Origin of the sequence: Salinisphaera sp. SPP-AMP-43 (assembly GCF_049568105.1) — a bacterium.
In the GTDB taxonomy this organism is placed as follows: Bacteria; Pseudomonadota; Gammaproteobacteria; order Nevskiales; family Salinisphaeraceae; genus Salinisphaera.
This window is the reverse complement of sequence record NZ_CP145335.1, coordinates 2178637-2196860: the sequence shown is the minus strand read 5'-3', so window position 1 is coordinate 2196860 and position 18224 is coordinate 2178637. Positions and strand designations below refer to the sequence as shown.

The window sequence follows — 18224 nt, the reverse complement described above, 5'->3', positions numbered from 1 at the left end:
AGACAGGCCACGCAAGTTACGGATCATTGGGCTGGCCGTCGAGTTGTTGTGTCGCCCTACATGCTCGAGCGGGGTGTGAAAGAGCACTCCAAAGATGCACGACAGAGGCGAGCGAGCAGAATCGACTGCCGGGATCGAATACGTGCGTTTAATCGAGTGCGTTGCGACATGCCGAGGCCTGCGTCACGGCTCGCTACGCCAGCTGTTGCCGCACAGCGCGTCCGGTGCGTGCCCGGCAGCGATCTGCGCGCCATCGATTGCGAGGGGCTACGCTCAAACCGTGCTCCGACAGGCTGTTACCGGGGGTCAAGCCGGCGCTTCGTCGATCGGATGGCGGGCTCCGCCTTCTCGATAGCGTACGACATCGATCTCGGCGCGTACGCTAGTCGGTTCTTCGAGCGAACGGTGCACCGTGAAGCCCAGGCTCCGGGCCAGTTCCAGCATTGGACGGTTATGGGCCAGGATATCGCCATAGACGACGGTAATGCCACGGGCATGGGCCTGGCGTAATAGGCAGTCGAGCAGATGCCGTCCGAGCCCGATGCTGGTATGCGATCGATGTACGAGCACCGCGAATTCGGCTTCGTGGCCGTCCGGATCGGCGATGATCGTGCCCATGCCGGCCAGTTCTTCCGGTCGATCGGCAGGGCTGATGACCAGCGAGACTTCGCGGTCGTAATCCACCTGGGTCATGCGTGCTGCCATGTCATGGCTGAAGTGGCGGATATACGAGAAGAATCTCAGCCGGATTTCTTCCGGGCTTAGGCTGCCGAGCAGTTCCAGCACCAGCGGTTCGTCCGAGGGCCGGATCGCGCGTACGACGTAGCTGCGTTCACCGGCCAGCGTCACCCGGTGGCGCATGCGGGCCGGGTAGGGCGACATAGCCAGCCGCCAGCGCGCCGGTCGCGGTGTCGCTGTGATTTCGATCAGCGTATCGGTCGGGGTATGTAGGCGCCCGTGTGGGCCGATTGCCAGATGCAGGTCGAGGCCGACGATTTCAGCCAGATCCACGATTAGCTTGGAGAGCCGTACCAGCGCCAGGGCCAGGGCTTCGACCGCCTCAGTGGTGGCCGATAGACGTCCGGCGCTGGCGTGTTCGAGCATGCGACGCGCCAGCAGGGCATCCAGCGGAGCGAAGCCGTAGGCCGGCTGGATGCCGAGCGTTTCGTCGGTCACCCGCATGATCATGCCCAGTTCCGGATGATCGATGGCTTCGATGCGCACCTGGATCGAGGCATCGGCATCGTCGCGCCCGCTTGGCGCCCCGATGATGCCGTACTCGGCCAGTGTTTCCTGGGTATCTTCGGCTGATAACCATTCCACGCCGTCGGCCGCCAGAGTCTGCAGCCGATGGCGCAAAGCCTCGACGTTGGCGGTTACGGTCGGGTCCGGCGGCGGGGTCGCGGTCAGCAGTTCCCGGGTTTCGTGGTAGCGGCGGCGATACAGGATTGCGCGCGCCGCTTCGTCGACCGAGGCAAACGTGGCCAGACGCGCTTGGGCGCTGGCGGCCCGGGCTGGCAAAGCGGTATGCAAGCCCAGCCAGACCGTCATCAGGCGCGAATTCAGATCGGCCTCGGCCACGGCGTTGACCATCGGCTCATGCGGTTGGCCGGCAACCGGGCTGTGGACCAGCAACACCGCATCCGCGGCCGGGTCGGCCAGCACAGCGCGCAGGGCCGCCACGGTCTGTTCGGTATCCGACGAGGCCAAGTCGATTCCAGCGCCGGTGTTGTGCGCTTGGGGCGCGGCCTCTGCCAGCGTGTCGATGGTTTCCTTGGCTGCGGATGCCGGCTTGAGCGACGCCCGGCGCAGGGCATCGGTACCCAGCGCACAGACGCCGGCGCCGTTGCCCAAGACCATCACGCGGTCCTGGCGTACCCCCGGGAGCAACTCTAACGCCGCCAAGCCGTCGAACAGGCCACCGAGGTTTTCGCATTCGACCAGTCCGGCTCGTGCGAATGCCGCCGAACGTGCTGGATCGGGGCCGCCTTCCAGGCCGGGCCGGTCGGCCCGGGTCTGTAAGACCAGGACCGGTTTGACCCGCGCTGCGGCACGGGCTGCGGACATGAACTTGCGTGGTTCGGCGATTTCTCCGACCTGTAACACTACGGCCCGGGTCTGAGGGTCGAGCGCTGCGTGATCGAGCAGATCAGCGGCATCGATATCGGCTTCTGCGCCGGTACAGGCCAGCCAGGAAAAACCGATGTTGCGCCCGAGCGCCCAGTCGAGCGCAGCCGCGGTCAGAGACTGCGATTGACTGATCAAGGCGACCTGGCCGGCTCGCGGCTGCGATGCCAGGGAGGTCATGTTCAGACCGCGCTTGGTATTGACGACGCCGGCGCTGCGCCCGCCTAGTAGACGCATATTGGTTGGGCGAGCCGCACGCAGGACATCGTCGCCGATACGTGAGGGCGCAGCCCACACCACCGCACGACAGCCGGCCTCGGCGAGCGCGGAGATAATCTCGGCCCGGCCCCATTCGGCCTCGAAGATCACGGCACAAGGCGCGACCGTATCCGGCAGGCGCGAACGGCGAGCATGACGAGTGATATGTGTTAGGCCGTTGCCGGCACTTTCGCTCAGATTGGCCAGCAGTTGTTGTTGGGCCGGCGTCTCGGCTTCGCCGAAGGCACAGACCGTCTGGCTCGAAAACAGCGCGTCGATGTTACGAAGCGTCATGGGTATGCGATCCGTTGGCTGGCGCGATCAGCGACGGCGCGGCCATCCGGAGCCGCAGGCGCGCCCCGAGCCGGTCGGCGTATCGCAGCTGATGGCCTGAGGTGAGCTGGGCCGTTTATGCTCTGATTCAGAACGTTGTGTGTCGTGCATGAGGCCCCCGATTCGAGCGCTGCGCTTTGTCATATGCCGCGCTGGCCTGGCCGTTTCGCAGCGCGCCCGAGTCTTGTCTTTGTCGTGTTGTATCACACCAGCCGCGACGCGCTGGCTCAAGTTGCTCTGGTTTCACCGAGCGCCAGATGGAGAAGTCGTAGTGCCCGAACAATCGCCCGAACAACAGCGAGCACGGGTACTTGCGATCTACACCGCCGCCAGCCGTGGCGCGCCGATGCAGTGCCGGACCTCGGTCGAGGCCGTGGCCGGCCGAGGGTTGCGCGGCGATCGCTACCACGAGGGGTTCGGGACATTCTCCGGGCGTTCGCCGGTCGTCGCTGGCGGCCGTGCGCTGTCGTTGATCGACTGCCCAACGTTGGCCGTCTGTCGCCAGCGTTTAGGGTGGGAGATATCGGCCGCTGCGCTACGCCGTAATATGCTCGTTGACGGCCTGGATTTACTCGACCTGCGCGGCCAACAGCTGCGCCTGGGCAGCGCGACGATCGAAGTGCTCGGGCGCTGCCCACCCTGCGGCTATTTGTCGCGCCTGCTGGGTGACGATATGCGCGCCGCGCTACACGGGCTGGGTGGCGTACGTGCCCGAATCCTTTCGTCCGGGCCTGTAGCCACGGGGGATCCAGTGGCTGTGCTACCGGTGTCGAAGGCGTGACGCCAAGACCGGCCCCGGCCCACCCCAAATCGCATTATCGCGCGGTTTCCGCTGCCCTTGGCTGCAATGCTATGCGATATTAGTTATAAGGAAATAAACCGTTCGATACTGATGACTGCCGATTCGATCATGGCGGCGCCCGAGCGCCGCACCTGCCGCATCTGTGGGCCTGATCTGGATTTCGATTTCACGATGGCGTTTCAACCGCTGGTCGATCTGGCGGCTGGCCAAGTTTATGGCCATGAAGCGCTGGTCCGGGGCACGAACGGTGAGGGCGCCGGCGAGGTTCTGTCTCGGCTGACGCCGGCTACCGTGTATCGCTTCGACCAAGCCTGCCGGGTCAAGGCTTTGAAACTAGCGCATGCCCTCGGCGGCCGTTCGACGCTGTCGATCAATTTTCTGCCGAACGCGGTCTACGCGCCAGCGTCCTGTATCCAAGCGACGCTGGAAGTCTCTTATCAGCTGGGTTGGCCGGCTGATCGGATCAATTTCGAGATTACCGAGACCGAGCAGGTCCGCAATCGCGCGCATCTACAGAACATCATCAATACCTACCGGGAGATGGGGTTCAAGACCGCGTTAGACGACTTTGGCACCGGCTATGCCAATCTCGATCTGCTGGTCGATCTGCAGCCTGATGTGGTCAAGATCGATCGTGCCTTGATTCGCGATATCCCCGAACAGCCGCGCCGCCAAACGGTGGTCAATGCGGTAATCGGGGTGGCGAACCGTTTGGGCATCGGCCTTGTGGCCGAAGGCGTGGAAACCCTTGAGGAGGCAATCTGGCTGTATAGCCGGGGCATAACCCGCCATCAGGGGTATCTATATGCGCGCCCGGCTATCGAGGCATTACCCGGGGTCGACAGTGCATTGATGCATGCCGTGGTCGAGGGGGCACGCAACTCGGAAGGCTGCCGCTAGGCATTCGCGCATGGCCCGTCTCGATAGGCGGCTTGGCCGGGATGAATCAGTCGTCGTACTCGCCTGTTCCCGGATCGGCAGAGGATCGCCGAGTCGAACAGGCCGGTTGGACTACGGCAGTCCTGAACCGGACCTGGAACCGGCCGTTCGGGTCGGGTGTCTTTGGCCGACCACGGTCGAGACCGCCGTTTTCAGCGGTCGTTACCGAAACGCTGGCTAGGTTGGCGAGGGGCAGAGGCCGGCTTCGGGCCGAGCCGGCGTTGGCTAGGCGCGCATATACGACCAGCCGGTTTTCTGCTGGCGCTCGGCGATATACAACACCGCCGCCTTGACGCGCGCGATCTCCTCCGGCGCCTCCAGATCCTGAGCGGCTAGGGTATTGGCACAAACACGCAGCAGCGGATCGGTCTCATCCGGTACGGCCAGTGCAGCCGCTACGGCCGGGCCATTGACTACGATCTCGACCGCTGCACTCGGCTCTGCGGTGAGCAGATTGCGGGCGTTGTTGCGGGCTCGGGCCAGCGAGGCCTCGTCGGCAGCATGGATCAGCAGGCACAGCGGCTGGTGGGTATCGGTCATGAACGACTCACTTACAGGGTCTCGGCAATGTCTTGGGTCAGGGTGCGCAGTTTCGGATCGTCGCGCTCGCGCGGGCGCTTTAGGTCGATGACTGCGTCGCGCACGATTGTCGCGGGGCTGCCGCGCAGAATCTGGACGCGATCGGCCAGATAGACGGCCTCATCGATATCGTGGGTGACGAACAGAACCGCCATGCCCAGTCGTCGCCAGATCGACAGCAGTTCATCCTGCAGACGCCGCCGGGTCAGGGCATCGACCGCCGAAAACGGCTCGTCCATCAGCAGCAGGCGCGGATGCACGGCCAGCGCGCGAGCCAAGCCGATGCGCTGGGCCTGACCGCCCGAAATCGAATGCGGCCAGCGATCGCGATAGGCCGTCATCGCGGTCAGCGCCAGGACTTCGTCGACGCGGGCCCGGCGTTCGGCCCGCGACAGATTCAGCCCGGCCAGGCCGTAGTCGATATTGGCCGCGATCCGGCGCCAGGGCAGCAGACGGGTGTCCTGGAACACGAAACCACGATCGCGGCTGCCGCGGGCTGTGGCTCGCGACAACGATATTTCGCCCGCGCTCGGTTCGATCAGGCCAGCGATGTTGCGCAGCAAGGTGGATTTGCCGACGCCCGAGCCACCGACCAGGGCCACGAATTCGCCGTCGGCCACGTCTAGATTCAGACGGTCGAACACCGGCGTATCGCTGCCCGGATAGTGATAGGTCAGCCCGCGAGCCGTGAGCAGCGCATCGCTCATGGGCGCCACCGCAGCAGCCGGTTTTGGATCAGCGCGAACAGTCCGTCGGAGATCGAGTAGATCAGCGAGATCGCCAGCATATAGACCACGACTGCATCGTAGGCGCCGACGCCAGCGGCCGAGTTCATCTGCTGGCCCATACCGGGCACGCCGAGCAGTTCGGCCGCGATCAGCGTCATCCAGGCCTGGCCGACCCCGGTACGCATGCCCGACAGAATCCCCGGGGCCGCACCCGGCAAAGTGATGGTCAGCACCCGCGAGACGAAGCCGCCGTGGCCGAAAGCCCGAGCCAGCTCATAGTAGCGCGGGTCGACATTGGCCACACCGGCGGCGGTGGCGAAGTAATTGACCCAGAACACGCCAATCGAAATCACGAAGGCCGCGCCGGCATGGCTGACCTGGAACCAGGCGATCGCGAACACCACCCAGGCCAGCGGCGGAATCGGCCGCAGGATACGGGCCAGCATGAAATGAAAATCGTCGAACCAGCGCGAGCTGGCGGCCATCAGACCGACTAGAAAGCCGGCTGCCGTACCCGCGCCCAAGCCCCAGACGTAGTGGATCAGACTCGAGCCGACCGCCGGTAGCAGATGGCCGCTCTGCCATTCACCGACTACGGCGATCGGAATGACGAACGGATCGGGCAGGGTGCCGCGGGGCGCCCAGTTCCAGGTATAGGCGGCCTTCCACAGCGCGATGAAGCTGATCACACCGGCCAGGCCGAGCAAGAGTCGGCGCAATCTGCCCTGGCCTGGTCGAGCGAGTTGTCGCGAGCCGGCCACGGTTAGTCCTCGGCGCTGTCTTGCGCGCTCGCGTTATCGACCGCCTGGTCGTAGAAATCGGTGTCGAACAGGGCATCGATATCGATCTCGGCCGAGAGCGTGCCTTGATCGCGCTGGAAGCGATACATACGTTTCGTGGCCTCGATGATGCGATGCGGATCGGCCACGAAGTTGTCGGCCGAATGCGCAACCGCGGTCGCGATCACGTCGCGCGGCAGTCGGCCGCCGCCGACGTGCTGGGCGACCGCGTCGATGGCGCTGTCGTCGCCGTTGGCCAGCGCCTGAGTAGCGCGCACATGGGCCGCCACCAGCCGGGCCACGACCTTGGGATGCGCCTTGATAAAGGACTCACGCACCGCCATAACCGCGCCCGGCTGGTTGTCGAACATCTCGGCCCCGCTGGCGACGACTTTGGCATCGGGCTGACGTTTTTCGACGATCGAGACCACCGGCTCGAGAATCGCGGCGCCGTCCACGGCACCGGTCAGCAGCGACTGCTGTACCTGGGAGGCGCCCTGGTAGACCATTTCTACATCGTTCGCATCGGCGGCGAGTTTGTTGTCCAGCCAGTAGGCGAATACGGTCTGGGGCACCGAGCCGACCGGGAAGGTCGAGATCTTGGCTTTGCGGCCCTTGTCCTGACGGAACCGGGCAAAGGCCGTGGCCGGGTCGCCGTTGTCGAAATAGGGGGCCAGATCGGCCAACGCGACCATGCTGATCTGCTGGATGATATTCGAGGCCACTACGCGGATATCGGCGCCCTTGGCGCGGGCCACCATGGTCGGGCCGATGCCGAAATAGGCGATATCGAGCTGGCCGGACGATAGCGCCTGCACCATGGCCGGCCCGTTCTGGAACGACACCAGATCCGGGTCGATACCGGCATCCGCGATCGCGCCGCTTTCCAGATTCACGAACAGCTGGGCGTCCGGCAGGATCGGCATATAGCCGATCTGGGCCGCAACCTGCGACGCGGCATCGTCCGATTCGCCGCTCTCTGAAGATGAAGACGATGACTGACCGCAGCCGGTCAGTACGCCTAATACGCACAGGGCGATCAGCCCCCGGATAAATACGAACGACGAGATACGTTGGAACATCGTGGTCGGCGGTTGGTAAACGTGGCGCGCGCAGCCATCGGTCTAGACGGCTGCGCGGAACAGGGCGCGATATTGCCACAGGCGCGTTGGATTATTAATCGTATGGTCTGCGACCTCGCCCGTTCGTGGTCCGACGCCCGCATGCGTGCGGTGGCCAGCGGCCTTGAGCCGTATTGAAAAAACAGCAATGTCAGGCAGGTGGGTGGCTTGTCCCGATGTTGGCCGGGCGCGCACCACGCGCTTGAGGCCGGGACGCCGGCGGCGTATGGTGCGCGTCGATCGCGTGTCGTACCCAAAGCCTAAGAGCAGGGCGATACGACTCCTGATAACCGAGGGGGCAAGTTAATGTGGCTACGTAATCTGTGCGTATTCCTGGGCACCGAATCGTTTGAGTGGACGCCGGCCGAACTGGAATCGGCTCTGGCCGAGGCGTTGTGCCCGGAATGCGGCGATCAGAACGTATCGGTTGGTGGCTTCGTTCCGCCGATCAAGGGCGAACATGCCATGACCCACGTGGTCGATGGCCTGGCCGTCGGTACGTATCAGGAAATCAGCCGGGTACTGCCCGGCCCGGTGCTGTCCGAAGAAGTCGAAGAACGCATCGAGCGGATCCAGGCCAATGAAGGCCGTACGGTCGGCCGCAAGGAAAAAGCCGATATCCGCGACCAAGCGCATTTCGAATTGCTGCCGCGGGCCTTCACCCGTTCCAAGCGCACGCCGTTCGTCGTCGACCTGCGGGCCAGCCGGGTCTGGGTCGACGTTAGCTCGGAGAGCCGGGCCGAAACGGTGATCACCGCGCTGCGCGAAGCGCTGGGCAGCCTGCCGGTCACGCGGCCCGAGCCACGCATGAATCCGGCCGAAGAACTGTCGCGTTGGGTGGCCGACGATACGACCCTGCCCAACGGCTTCGAATGCGGCGATCGCTGCCTGCTAGAGTCGACCGACGAGGTCAAATCCAGCGTGCGCATCAATGCCATGGATCTGCAGCAGGACGAGGTCCGGGCCCATTTGGCAGCCGGCATGCAGGCAACCAAGCTCAACGTGGCCATCGACGATGCGATCGAGTTCGATCTCGACGAGCATCTCGATCTCAAGCGTATCCGAGCCCTGGACCTGATTCAGGACGATCTGGATTCGGTCGACGCCGACGACCCGGTCGCCGAGCTCACGGCCCGGATCGCGCTTCAGGGTGAGGCGCTGCGCGGCATTCTTGATCGGCTGTACACGCATTTCGGCGTGGTCGGTGAGGCTGCCGAAGCCGCCTGAAAGCGAGCCCGAGGCAATCGTGTCGTTCGATACTACTGAGGCCAACCGCCGCGGCGGTGCGTTTGAAGATCACGACGAGCTGTGGCTGTTCGGCTACGGCTCGTTGATCTATAAGGCCGGCTTTGAGTTCGAGCAACGGTGTGCGGCGACCATCGAGGGCTGGCAGCGCCGGTTCTGGCAGGGCTCGCATGATCACCGCGGCACCCCCGAGGCGCCCGGCCGGGTCGTGACCCTGGTCGAGGCGCCCGGCGAGTTGTGCACCGGCATGGCCTATCGGGTGACACCGGCGGTGTTCGATTATCTCGACCATCGGGAAAAAAACGGCTATCTGCGTTTTGCTAAACCAATGCGCTTTGCCGACGGCCGCATCGAAGACGGCCTGGTGTATATCGCGACGCCGAGCAACGAAGCCTGGCTAGGCGAGACATCCATCGATGCCATCGCCCGTCATATCCAGCAGTCGCACGGTCCAAGCGGGCCGAACCGCGACTATGCGTTGAATCTGGCCGATGCGCTGGCTGTTCTGGATGCGCAGGATGACCATGTATTTGCCGTCGCCGAGCGTCTACGAGAGCTGATTGCCGTCGAATAGATGATCGGCAGACCGCCGCGGCTGGGCGCTGGCCTGTACTGGCCTGTATTGGCCTCGTGCTTACTATGCCGCCGGCGCGGTTCGAGGCTTGTCCGGCCATACAGGGCTAGCCGGTGCCTGTTGCCAGAGCAATAGCGGACCGGCAGCCCGTAGGCTGGCCGGCCGCTATATTGAGCCTCTGCGCGGCTCAAGCCGTTTCGGCTTCGGCCTCCAGCGCGATCTGGATCGCATCCTCGACCTTGGATACATAGCGAATATCCAGGGCTTCGCGGACGTTGTCGGGAATATCGTCCTCGTCTTTGCGATTGCGCTCGGGCAGCATGACGGTTCGGATGCCAGCCTGGTGGGCGGCCAGCGTCTTCTCCTTGACCCCGCCGATCGGCAGTACCTGGCCGCGTAGGCTGATTTCGCCGGTCATGGCGACATCCGCCCGTACCTGGCGATCGGTCAGCAGCGAGACCAGGGCGGTGTATAGCGCCACACCTGCGCTGGGCCCGTCTTTTTTGATCGCGCCCGCCGGTACGTGGATATGGAGATCCGACTTATCCAGGCGTTCCTGATCGATGCCGAGTGCGTCCGCCTGGGCCTTGACCAGCGACAGTGCGGCCTGGGCCGATTCGCGCATGACATCGCCGAGCTGGCCGGTGATGGTCAGCTTGCCATTGCCGGGCGCCCGTGAGGCTTCGACGAACAGGATATCGCCGCCGGCGGGCGTCCAGGCCAGGCCGGTCGCAACCCCGGCGACGCCTGTACGCAGGGCGACTTCGTCGTCCACCCGCCGCGCGCCGATGATGTCGTGCAGATCCTCCGGACCGATCACGCCGGGCCCGGGCTTGCCTTCGGCCACCTGGACTGCAGCATGGCGTACGATCGCGCCGATCTCGCGCTCTAGATTGCGTAGCCCCGCCTCACGGGTATAGCCGGAAATCAGCGCATCCAGTGCGTCGTCGGAAATATCGCACTGTGCGCGGGTCACACCGGCCTGGTCGAGCTGGCGATCGATCAGATAGCGCTTGGCGATCTGTTTCTTTTCCTCGCGGGTATAGCCCGGTACCTCGATCACTTCCATGCGATCGCGCAGTGGTCCGGGGATGGTGTCCATCACGTTGGCGGTGGCAATGAACATCACCTTCGACAGATCGAAGGGCACGCCGAGGTAATGGTCGTTGAAGGAATCGTTCTGCGACGGATCGAGCACTTCCAGCAGTGCCGAGGCCGGATCACCGTGGGCGGATACGCCGAGCTTGTCCATTTCATCCAGCATGAACACCGGATTGCGGGTGCCGGCCTTGCGGATCTGGCTGATGATGGTGCCCGGCATCGCGCCGACGTAGGTCCGGCGATGGCCGCGGATCTCGGATTCGTCGTGCACGCCACCCAGCGCGCTGCGGACGAACTCGCGATTCATGGCTCGGGCGATGGAGCGGCCGAGCGAGGTCTTGCCGACGCCCGGCGGGCCGACGAAGCACAGGATCGGTGCCTTGCCCTCGGGGTTGAGCTTGTGTACCGCCAGATGCTCGAGGATCCGGCGCTTGATCTTGTCCAGGCCGTAGTGATCCTCGTCGAGGATCTCGCGAGCGCGCTGGATCTCGATCGCGTCCTTGGAGAGTTTGCCCCAGGGCAGCTCGGCTATCAGTTCGAGATAGGTCCGAACCATCGAGTATTCGGCCGAGGATTCGGACATTTTCTCCAGCCGCTTCAACTCGCGGTCGGTCTGTTCGGCGGCTTCTTCGGTCAGGTCCGCCTTGTCGAGTGCTTCGCGCAGGCGCTCGACTTCTTCGGTGACGTTGTCGTCTTCGCCCAACTCGCGCTGGATCGAGCGCATTTGTTCGCGGAGCATCGCCTTGCGCTGATACTCAGACATCCGCTCCTGAGTTTGCTTATTGATGTCTTGGCTCAGGCGCATCACTTCGAGCCGGTAGTCCATGAACGACTGCACGAGCTCGAGCCGCGGTTCGAGTTCGATCGTCTCGAGGATGCGCTGTTTTTCCTTGGGCTTGAGGCCCAGATAGCCGGCCGTGGCATCGGCCAGCAGCGCCGCGGATTCGATCGAGCGGATTGCGTTAGCCAGTTCCTGTGAAGGCTGGTCCATAAGCTGGATGGCCTCCAGCGCCCGATTGCGCAGGTTGGCCATCCGCGCATCGACGTGTTTGTCGCCTTCGGCCTCCGGTTCGTCGATCCAGCTGACCTTGGCCGCCAGCCCGCCGTGCTCGTCTTCGAAGAATTCGCGTACGCGGAACCGCGAGATGCCCTGGCAGACCAAGTGGTGTTGGCCGTTATTGGCCGTGACATAGCGCAGAATATTGGCCGCGGTGCCGACCTTGTGCAGGCTGTCGCGAATATCCTCGTGGTTATCGTTCGGCTCGCCCAGTATCAGCCCGACTGGCTGGTCGTTGCGCATGGCGCGCTGGGCGGCGTCGATCACCGGCTGGCGATCGAGCACGATCGGCATGACCAGCTCGGGAAAGAGCACGGTCTCGCTCATCGGCAGAACCGTCAGCACTTCCGGGCGTGGCGGCTCGTTGCGGTTATAGACCAGCGTGGTACTCGGACCCTCGATGGTCTCCGGGGTTTGTTGATTATCCGTTTCGCTCATAACTCAGCGTTTGGCAAGCGTGAGATACAGACAGCCGTCGACGAGTTCGTGGTTGGCGATCGCCAACCGCGGCCGCGGCAGGGTCACGCGGCGCTCGAAGTGGCCGTGCGGGATTTCCAGCCGATGCAACAACGCATCGCTGGTCGGCGTGGGCACCCGTCGTTGCCCGGCGACATAGAGCACGTCGCCGGCGACTTCGAGATCCGTCAGGTTAGCGTCGGAGACCCCCGGTAGGGCCACGATCACGTAGACCGCCTCCGCGGTCTCGAACACATCGACCGGTGGCTCCCACTGTCGGCGAGGGTGCGTGTCCACTCGGCGAAAGAACTGGCGCTGGATACGGTCGGCACGATCCTGGCGACGCATCGCCTCGGCCCACATCCAGCTTTCGAAATCGTCTACAACCATCGCTTCGCTCGGTTCATGGTTGTTTTCAAGATAGGGGTCGGATTCTATGAGGACAAGATGGTGGCTTGACGGACGGCTTCGCTTGCCTTGGACGACGCTCACCATCGTCGGGCCGTTACGCGGCCGTTTGTCGGGCCCAGGCCACGCAGCGATTTCGGCCCTCATGCTTGGCCCGATACAGCGCTTTATCGGCATCGCGAAGCAACAACCCAAGCGATGCCGGGCCATCCAATTCGACGACAGCGACACCGGCGCTGATGGTCAGCACGCGGGGGCGTTCCTGACAGGGATGAGGAATGGCAAGACTCTCGATCGCCTGGCGCGCGCGTTCGGCGGCCTGCATGAGGGTGTCCGGGGTGGCACCCGGCATGACGATAACGAATTCTTCGCCTCCATAGCGCGCTATACAGTCGCCAGGGTTTCGGATTGAAGCTTTGAGCGTGTCTGCGACCTGAGCCAGCACCGTATCGCCCGCGGCATGGCCGAAATGGTCGTTGAACGATTTGAAGTAATCGACATCGCACATTGCGACGCCGAGCCTCGGCCGCGGGCGCGCATGAGACGAACGCAAACGGCCTAGATAATCCTCGAGCCCGCGTCGGTTGAGTGTCTTGGTCAGTTCGTCGGTCGCGCTGAGCTTATAGAGTTCGTCGTTGGCTGACATGAGGCGAGTCTCGGCGGTGACGATATCGTTGCGAAACAGCGTGGCGATGATCAGCGTGATCCCTAGCGCACCGACGGTGCTGCCGGCAAAAATCCATTCCACGAATGGAGACGGCACGGGCGAGATCACCCCGCTGCCACGGCACAGTAGATGACAGGCCAGCAGTAGGGCCCCGATGAATATTTCGAATACGACCAGCGACCCGAGAGACGCGGCAGGGCGCAAGAACGGTACGACGATGCTGACCGAAAAAAAGAACAGATAAACGCCTGCGCTAGCGCCGATGAGCAGGTTGACCCCAATTATGTGGCATACCGATACGATCAGCACCAGCCGGCTTGCAAGCTCCGTCCTGGCCTTGATGTTGCAATACAACGCAGCGATATACCCGGCCATTGCGGCGATATTGAAGCCGAGGATCGGCGCGTAATAGAGCGGCTCGGAAAGCAGATAAAACAGCTGATACGGCACGGTGGCGCAGGCGCCGAACAGCGCCAGATAATGCGTCAACAGGATCTGGCGGCGCCGGCATCCCGATTGGGCAAAGGGATAAAGCGACGCTGGGACAATCGTCAATTGTTGTATCCGCATCGTGCCGCGCTCTGTGCGAAAACCGTCTATCTCATTAACGGCAGAACGCGGTTATTTTTAACCAGATTTGATTAATTTCGTGCTCAAAAAATTGACGTATTTTCGGGGGTTAGGGACTCGCGTGGACGGCGCCGACGCAACCGTTTAAAGGCCGAAAAGCCACACGATCACCGGTACCAGTATGGCGGTGAGGGTACCGTTCAACCCCATCGCCAGACCCGAGAAGGCCCCGGCCCGTTGGTCGTATTCGAACGCGCGGGCGGTGCCGATGCCATGCGAGGAGACCCCCAGGGCGAATCCGCTCGCGACGGTATCGCGCAGGCCAATCGCGGCCAGCAATGGCAGACCGAAAGCGGCGCCCAGAATGCCGGTCAGGATCACGAATACTGCGGTCAACGATGGGCTGCCCCCGATTTGATCGGAAACCCCCATCGCGATCGGCGTAGTAACCGATCGTGGCAGCAAGGACAGCAGCATCTGGCTATCCAGCCCTAGCGACCAACCGATGGCGAGCGTCGACAGGATCCCGACCGTCGAGCCCACGGCCAGAGCGACCGAAATGGGCAGCCAAGCTCGCTTGAGCGTGTCGAGCTGACTGGCCAGTGGTACCGCCAGCGCGACCGTAGCCGGGCCCAGCAGAAAGCTGATGAACTGGGCGCCGTCGAAATATTCGTGGTACGGCGTACCGGTCGCAGTCAGCAGCAGCACAATGGCAGTCACTGCGATCAATACGGGGTTGAGCAGCGGAAAACGTCGGCAGGCGCGATAGAGCTGCTGGGCCAGCCAGTAGATGCCGACCGTCAGCGCCAGCCACAGTAGCGGCTGTTCGGCCAGATATACCCAGATTTCGGTCAGCGACATGTTAATCGGTCTCGGCTCGATGGGTACGAGCGCGCATCAGCCAGTGCAGGGTGAGGGCAGTGACCACCAGCGTGATTGCAGCGCTGGCGATCAGCGTGAGTGATAAGGCAAGCCACTGATTGGCCACAGACTGTAAGTGGGTTATCACGCCTACTCCAGCGGGTACGAACAGCAGGGCCAGATTCTGCAGCAGCCCTTGCGCGGTACGCTCGAAAGGATGTGGCGTCGCGCCGCGCCACAGAAGATAGGCGAATAGGATCAGCATGCCGACGACCGGTCCGGGCAGGGGCAGGCCGGTCAGACGAATGAGGATAGTGCCGACAAGTTGCAGCACGAGCAGGGCGGCGATCGATCCGATCATGGCGGTGGAATCGTGTTATCAGACAGATAGCGATGCAGTATCGCTTGGGGCAGGAACGGGCCGTGTTGCAGGCGCCACCTGAAATCCGGTCGCGCATCGACCGGGCACCGGCGGGCCCACTGACCCGCCGGTGCCGCAGGGCGCCTGGATAGTGTCGTATCCGGGCGCTGAGCGCTTAATCGAAGTAGCTGAAACGCTCGCCGTTCGGGATGCGCTTGACGCCTTCGTACATCAGCCGGATGACGTTTTCGACATCGTCGCGGTGCACCATTTCAACGGTGGTGTGCATATAGCGTAGGGCCAGCGCGATCAGCGCCGAGGGCACGCCCTGGTTACTGTAGGCAAAGGCATCCGTATCGGTGCCCGTGGCCGGCGCCCGGGCCTGGCGCTGGAAAGGAATTTCCGCGTTCTGGGCGGCACTGACCAGATGTTCGCGGAGCCGGTTCTGAACCGCCGGCGCATAGGCGATGACCGGGCCATCGCCGATCTTGATCGAACCGTGGGTAGTCTGTTCGATCATCGGCGTGCTCGTGTCGTGGGTGACGTCGGTCACGATCGCCACATCCGGAGCCAGTCGCTCGGCAATCATCGACGCACCCTTGAGGCCGACTTCTTCCTGCACGGAGTTGACGATATAAAGGCCGAAATCCGGTCGTTCGTCGCGCTCGTGCAGTAGACGGGCCACCTCGGCGATCATGAAGCCGCCGATACGATTATCGATCGCACGGCAGACGAATTTGTTCTCGTTGAGAACAGAAAACTCGTCCGGGTAGGTCAACACACAGCCCGGGTGCACGCCCATGGCCTCGACTTCTTCTTTCGAATCGGCGCCGATGTCGACGAAGATGTTGTCTTTGGTCGGCGCTTTTTCGTTGTTCGGCGTGCGGGTATGGATCGCCGGCCAGCCGAAAACACCTTCGACGACGCCCTTGACCGTATGGATGTGCACCCGCTTGGAAGTCGCAATCTGGTGGTCGGAGCCGCCGTTGCGCAGGACGTAGATCAGGCCTTTTTCGGTGATGTGATTGACGTACCAGCCGATCTCGTCGGCGTGGCCTTCGATGACGACCTTATAGTCGGCATCCGGGTTGATCACACCGACCGCCGTGCCGTAGGCATCGGTGATGAAATCGTCGACGTAGGGCTTGAGGTACTCCATCCAGAGCTTTTGACCGCCGGATTCGTAGCCGGTCGGCGAGGCATTGTTGAGATACCGTTCGAGGAACTCGAGCGACGCTGTATTGAGGATGGATGTTGATTCGGCCATGGGAACTCCTACTGGGACCGCATGCAAAAAACTAGGCGACTATGGTTCGGCCCTGGCGTGGGCCCTCGGGCGCTCGCGCCCGAGTCGCGGGAATCAGCTTTCGTGGCAGGTCGTGATGACGTCGCCGGTCAAGCCATCGTCCTGATGGTCGAACAGGGTAGCGTCGGCGCCTTTGCCCGTGCCGCGTGTCCACCATTCGTACTCGTCGCCGATATAGCGAGCGCCGTCGGCCGACATCGCGATATGCATCGCATAGGTCGTGCCCTGGTAGCTGACCTGGGCGTGATCGGCGCCGGGATACTGAACGGTAATGGCCTCACCGTCGTCGCAGTCATAGTGCACGACCGGGCGATCGGAGGATGCCGCTTCGCTGTATGGGTCGTTGGGCTTGGCTGATTCTTCGATCGGGCCGCCGGCGGTCGGTGAGGCCGAGGCAGCCGAGCCTTCGGGCGGGGGCAGCGTATCGGGGGCGCAGGCGACCAGGCCGGCGCTGGCCAGTATGCCGGTCAGAACGATCAGGGAGGAACGGACACGCATAGGCAGAAACTGTCTGTATGATGCCAATAGCTTGGCACAGTTGGCCCCAAAACCGCGAGTAGTGCGGCCCAGGATGTGTGGCCCAGCTGTAGAGCAAGGCCTACCCACAAGGGTAACGGCCGTTCGGCAGCCGATGATATAGGCGGGTACGCTCGAGCCCCGGGCTGTGGCAGGCGCTGATGCTACAGAGCATGGCCGGTTCTGTGGATGGCTCGTACCAGCCTGCGCCAAGCTGCCGACACACTTGACGATGGCTGGCTAGACGGGAGAGCGAAGATCCGCGTGGTCGGCGAACGTCAGCCCGCGATAACATAGGATGATCGCGCACCCGCAGTGCCGATCTTTTTCGGCTTCGGTCAACCGCGGACGACGCCCCAAGCGCGCGCCACGCTTTGCCGGGCGCTATTGGCCGACATCGGCGCAGTGCTCGCATGGGACCTCTGCAGGCTTTAGCCCGGGCGGCTCATCTTGAAAAGATTATCGTGGCTGATTCCGAAATAATCGGCCGGGCCGCCGGCGCGCATGATCGGTTGGCCGGCTATGGTGTCGTAGATGCCATCGACCAGCAGGTTCTGGGCGATATGTACGCCGACCACCTCGCCGATCACCAGCCAGTTGTGGGTGCTCTCGCCGGCCGCATTGCGCAGCCGTATGATATCGCAGGCACGGCATTCGAAGGCCACTGAGGCCTCGGCGACCCGTGGTGCACTGATGATTCGACAATCGGCCGGGGTCAGACCGGCCAGTTCGAATTCATCCACCTCGGGATCGACGCTGGCCGAGGACTGATTCATCGCCTCGGCCAAGTCGCGGGTAGCCAGATTCCAGGCGAATTCGCCAGTGGCTTCGACGTTGGTCACGCTATCCTTATGGCCGTAGCTGGAAAACGCGATCATCGGCGGGGCGGCACTGAGCGCATTGAAAAAACTATAGGGCGCGAGATTGCGGTGCCCGCCTTCGCTCACGGTCGATACCCAGCCAATCGGCCGCGGCGCGATGATCGATTTGAATGGATCGTGGGGCAGGCCGTGGCCTTTCGACGGCTCGTAGAAATGCATCGCCATTGGATTGCGTTTCGGTTTATGGAGACAGGCGCACAGCCTAGAGCCTGTTTCGGCTGAGTGCGAGTGCGGTGTTGCGGGCCATGTCCGGAGCCCCGGCCAGACTAAGCTCGGGGCGGCTGGGGCGCCGTCGGATGGGCAAACGCCGCATTCGCCAGTCAGCCGCGGGGCTTCAAAAGTGAGCGCGGGAACGCCATGCTCAGGCAAGCCTCAGCCGGCGACGACCTGACTCGTGGGTTCGGGCATCTGCAACGGCATTTATGTCAACAGAGCTTAGCGGAAATCGGTACGGCCGGACGGTGTGTAGAACAGCTGGCAATCGTGTCGCCCTAACGGCGAACGGCTCTGCTGCGAGCCGTTCGCCGTCCTACTATCCAGCGGAGCCGATACTGG

General features: G+C 63.2%; 17 protein-coding genes. 4 read left to right on the top strand and 13 right to left on the bottom strand.

Annotated elements, in window-relative coordinates:
• Nucleotides 1-306: 306 nt before the first annotated feature.
• Nucleotides 307-2679, bottom strand: a complete 2373-nt coding sequence (locus V5738_RS09375; protein WP_423820542.1) for a GNAT family N-acetyltransferase — start codon at nt 2677-2679, stop codon at nt 307-309.
• A 310-nt stretch (nt 2680-2989) separates the two neighbouring features.
• Between V5738_RS09375 and V5738_RS09370 the strand changes: the two genes are divergently transcribed.
• Complete coding sequence (locus V5738_RS09370; RefSeq protein ID WP_423820541.1) at nt 2990-3499, top strand: MOSC domain-containing protein; 510 nt, start codon at nt 2990-2992, stop codon at nt 3497-3499.
• A 111-nt stretch (nt 3500-3610) separates the two neighbouring features.
• The gene (locus V5738_RS09365) at nt 3611-4420 is read left to right on the top strand and encodes an EAL domain-containing protein (RefSeq protein WP_423820540.1); all 810 of its coding nucleotides are present in this window, start codon (nt 3611-3613) and stop codon (nt 4418-4420) included.
• Nucleotides 4421-4684: 264 nt separating this feature from the next.
• Here the strand turns inward: V5738_RS09365 and V5738_RS09360 are convergent, their stop codons facing one another.
• The 4 genes from V5738_RS09360 to V5738_RS09345 are packed head-to-tail and all read right to left on the bottom strand — an operon-like array spanning nt 4685 to nt 7627.
• A complete protein-coding gene (locus V5738_RS09360; protein WP_423820539.1) occupies nt 4685-4999 on the bottom strand; it encodes a hypothetical protein in 315 nt (104 codons plus the stop codon).
• A gap of 11 nt (nt 5000-5010) precedes the next feature.
• Nucleotides 5011-5745: an ABC transporter ATP-binding protein gene (locus tag V5738_RS09355; protein WP_423820538.1), complete on the bottom strand. Its 735-nt coding sequence runs from the start codon at nt 5743-5745 to the stop codon at nt 5011-5013.
• A complete protein-coding gene (locus V5738_RS09350; protein ID WP_423820537.1) occupies nt 5742-6485 on the bottom strand; it encodes an ABC transporter permease in 744 nt (247 codons plus the stop codon). The genes V5738_RS09355 and V5738_RS09350 overlap by 4 nt, the downstream gene beginning before the upstream one ends.
• A gap of 44 nt (nt 6486-6529) precedes the next feature.
• A complete protein-coding gene (locus tag V5738_RS09345; protein ID WP_423820536.1) occupies nt 6530-7627 on the bottom strand; it encodes an ABC transporter substrate-binding protein in 1098 nt (365 codons plus the stop codon).
• Between the two features lie 345 nt (nt 7628-7972).
• Here V5738_RS09345 and V5738_RS09340 point away from each other — a divergent pair, with 345 nt between their 5' ends.
• Both V5738_RS09340 and V5738_RS09335 read left to right on the top strand, forming a co-directional pair.
• Complete coding sequence (locus V5738_RS09340; protein WP_423820535.1) at nt 7973-8893, top strand: recombination-associated protein RdgC; 921 nt, start codon at nt 7973-7975, stop codon at nt 8891-8893.
• Nucleotides 8894-8912: 19 nt separating this feature from the next.
• Entirely contained in the window at nt 8913-9485 is a 573-nt protein-coding gene (locus V5738_RS09335; protein WP_423820534.1) for a gamma-glutamylcyclotransferase, read from the top strand.
• 187 nt (nt 9486-9672) lie between these two features.
• Here the strand turns inward: V5738_RS09335 and lon are convergent, their stop codons facing one another.
• From lon to V5738_RS09295, 8 genes are all read right to left on the bottom strand, one after another.
• Nucleotides 9673-12081, bottom strand: coding sequence for an endopeptidase La (lon, locus tag V5738_RS09330; protein ID WP_423820533.1), 2409 nt, complete (start codon nt 12079-12081; stop codon nt 9673-9675).
• Nucleotides 12082-12084: 3 nt separating this feature from the next.
• Nucleotides 12085-12489 carry an Hsp20/alpha crystallin family protein gene (locus V5738_RS09325; RefSeq protein ID WP_423820532.1) on the bottom strand — a complete coding sequence of 135 codons (405 nt, stop codon included), beginning with the start codon at nt 12487-12489 and terminating at the stop codon, nt 12085-12087.
• A 115-nt stretch (nt 12490-12604) separates the two neighbouring features.
• Nucleotides 12605-13729, bottom strand: a complete 1125-nt coding sequence (locus V5738_RS09320; protein ID WP_423820531.1) for a GGDEF domain-containing protein — start codon at nt 13727-13729, stop codon at nt 12605-12607.
• A gap of 159 nt (nt 13730-13888) precedes the next feature.
• Nucleotides 13889-14611, bottom strand: a complete 723-nt coding sequence (locus V5738_RS09315; protein WP_423824160.1) for an LrgB family protein — start codon at nt 14609-14611, stop codon at nt 13889-13891.
• Complete coding sequence (locus tag V5738_RS09310) at nt 14607-14966, bottom strand: CidA/LrgA family protein (RefSeq protein ID WP_423820530.1); 360 nt, start codon at nt 14964-14966, stop codon at nt 14607-14609. The genes V5738_RS09315 and V5738_RS09310 overlap by 5 nt, the downstream gene beginning before the upstream one ends.
• A gap of 175 nt (nt 14967-15141) precedes the next feature.
• Nucleotides 15142-16233, bottom strand: coding sequence for a M42 family metallopeptidase (locus tag V5738_RS09305; protein WP_423820529.1), 1092 nt, complete (start codon nt 16231-16233; stop codon nt 15142-15144).
• Between the two features lie 93 nt (nt 16234-16326).
• A complete protein-coding gene (locus tag V5738_RS09300; RefSeq protein ID WP_423820528.1) occupies nt 16327-16770 on the bottom strand; it encodes an MliC family protein in 444 nt (147 codons plus the stop codon).
• Between the two features lie 449 nt (nt 16771-17219).
• On the bottom strand, nt 17220-17828 hold the full coding sequence (locus V5738_RS09295; RefSeq protein ID WP_423824159.1) for a flavin reductase family protein: 609 nt from the start codon (nt 17826-17828) through the stop codon (nt 17220-17222).
• Between the last annotated feature and the right edge of the window lie 396 nt (nt 17829-18224).

Excerpts from the sequence above, each read along its gene's own strand:
- V5738_RS09375 (WP_423820542.1), bottom strand. The coding sequence starts at position 2,679 with ATGACGCTTCGTAACATCGACGCGCTGTTTTCGAGCCAGACGGTCTGT.
- V5738_RS09365 (WP_423820540.1), top strand. The coding sequence starts at position 3,611 with ATGACTGCCGATTCGATCATGGCGGCGCCCGAGCGCCGCACCTGCCGC.
- V5738_RS09360 (WP_423820539.1), bottom strand. The coding sequence starts at position 4,999 with ATGACCGATACCCACCAGCCGCTGTGCCTGCTGATCCATGCTGCCGAC.
- V5738_RS09355 (WP_423820538.1), bottom strand. The coding sequence starts at position 5,745 with ATGAGCGATGCGCTGCTCACGGCTCGCGGGCTGACCTATCACTATCCG.
- V5738_RS09345 (WP_423820536.1), bottom strand. The coding sequence starts at position 7,627 with ATGTTCCAACGTATCTCGTCGTTCGTATTTATCCGGGGGCTGATCGCC.
- V5738_RS09340 (WP_423820535.1), top strand. The coding sequence starts at position 7,973 with ATGTGGCTACGTAATCTGTGCGTATTCCTGGGCACCGAATCGTTTGAG.
- lon (WP_423820533.1), bottom strand. The coding sequence starts at position 12,081 with ATGAGCGAAACGGATAATCAACAAACCCCGGAGACCATCGAGGGTCCG.
- V5738_RS09325 (WP_423820532.1), bottom strand. The coding sequence starts at position 12,489 with ATGGTTGTAGACGATTTCGAAAGCTGGATGTGGGCCGAGGCGATGCGT.
- V5738_RS09310 (WP_423820530.1), bottom strand. The coding sequence starts at position 14,966 with ATGATCGGATCGATCGCCGCCCTGCTCGTGCTGCAACTTGTCGGCACT.
- V5738_RS09305 (WP_423820529.1), bottom strand. The coding sequence starts at position 16,233 with ATGGCCGAATCAACATCCATCCTCAATACAGCGTCGCTCGAGTTCCTC.
- V5738_RS09300 (WP_423820528.1), bottom strand. The coding sequence starts at position 16,770 with ATGCGTGTCCGTTCCTCCCTGATCGTTCTGACCGGCATACTGGCCAGC.
- V5738_RS09295 (WP_423824159.1), bottom strand. The coding sequence starts at position 17,828 with ATGCATTTCTACGAGCCGTCGAAAGGCCACGGCCTGCCCCACGATCCA.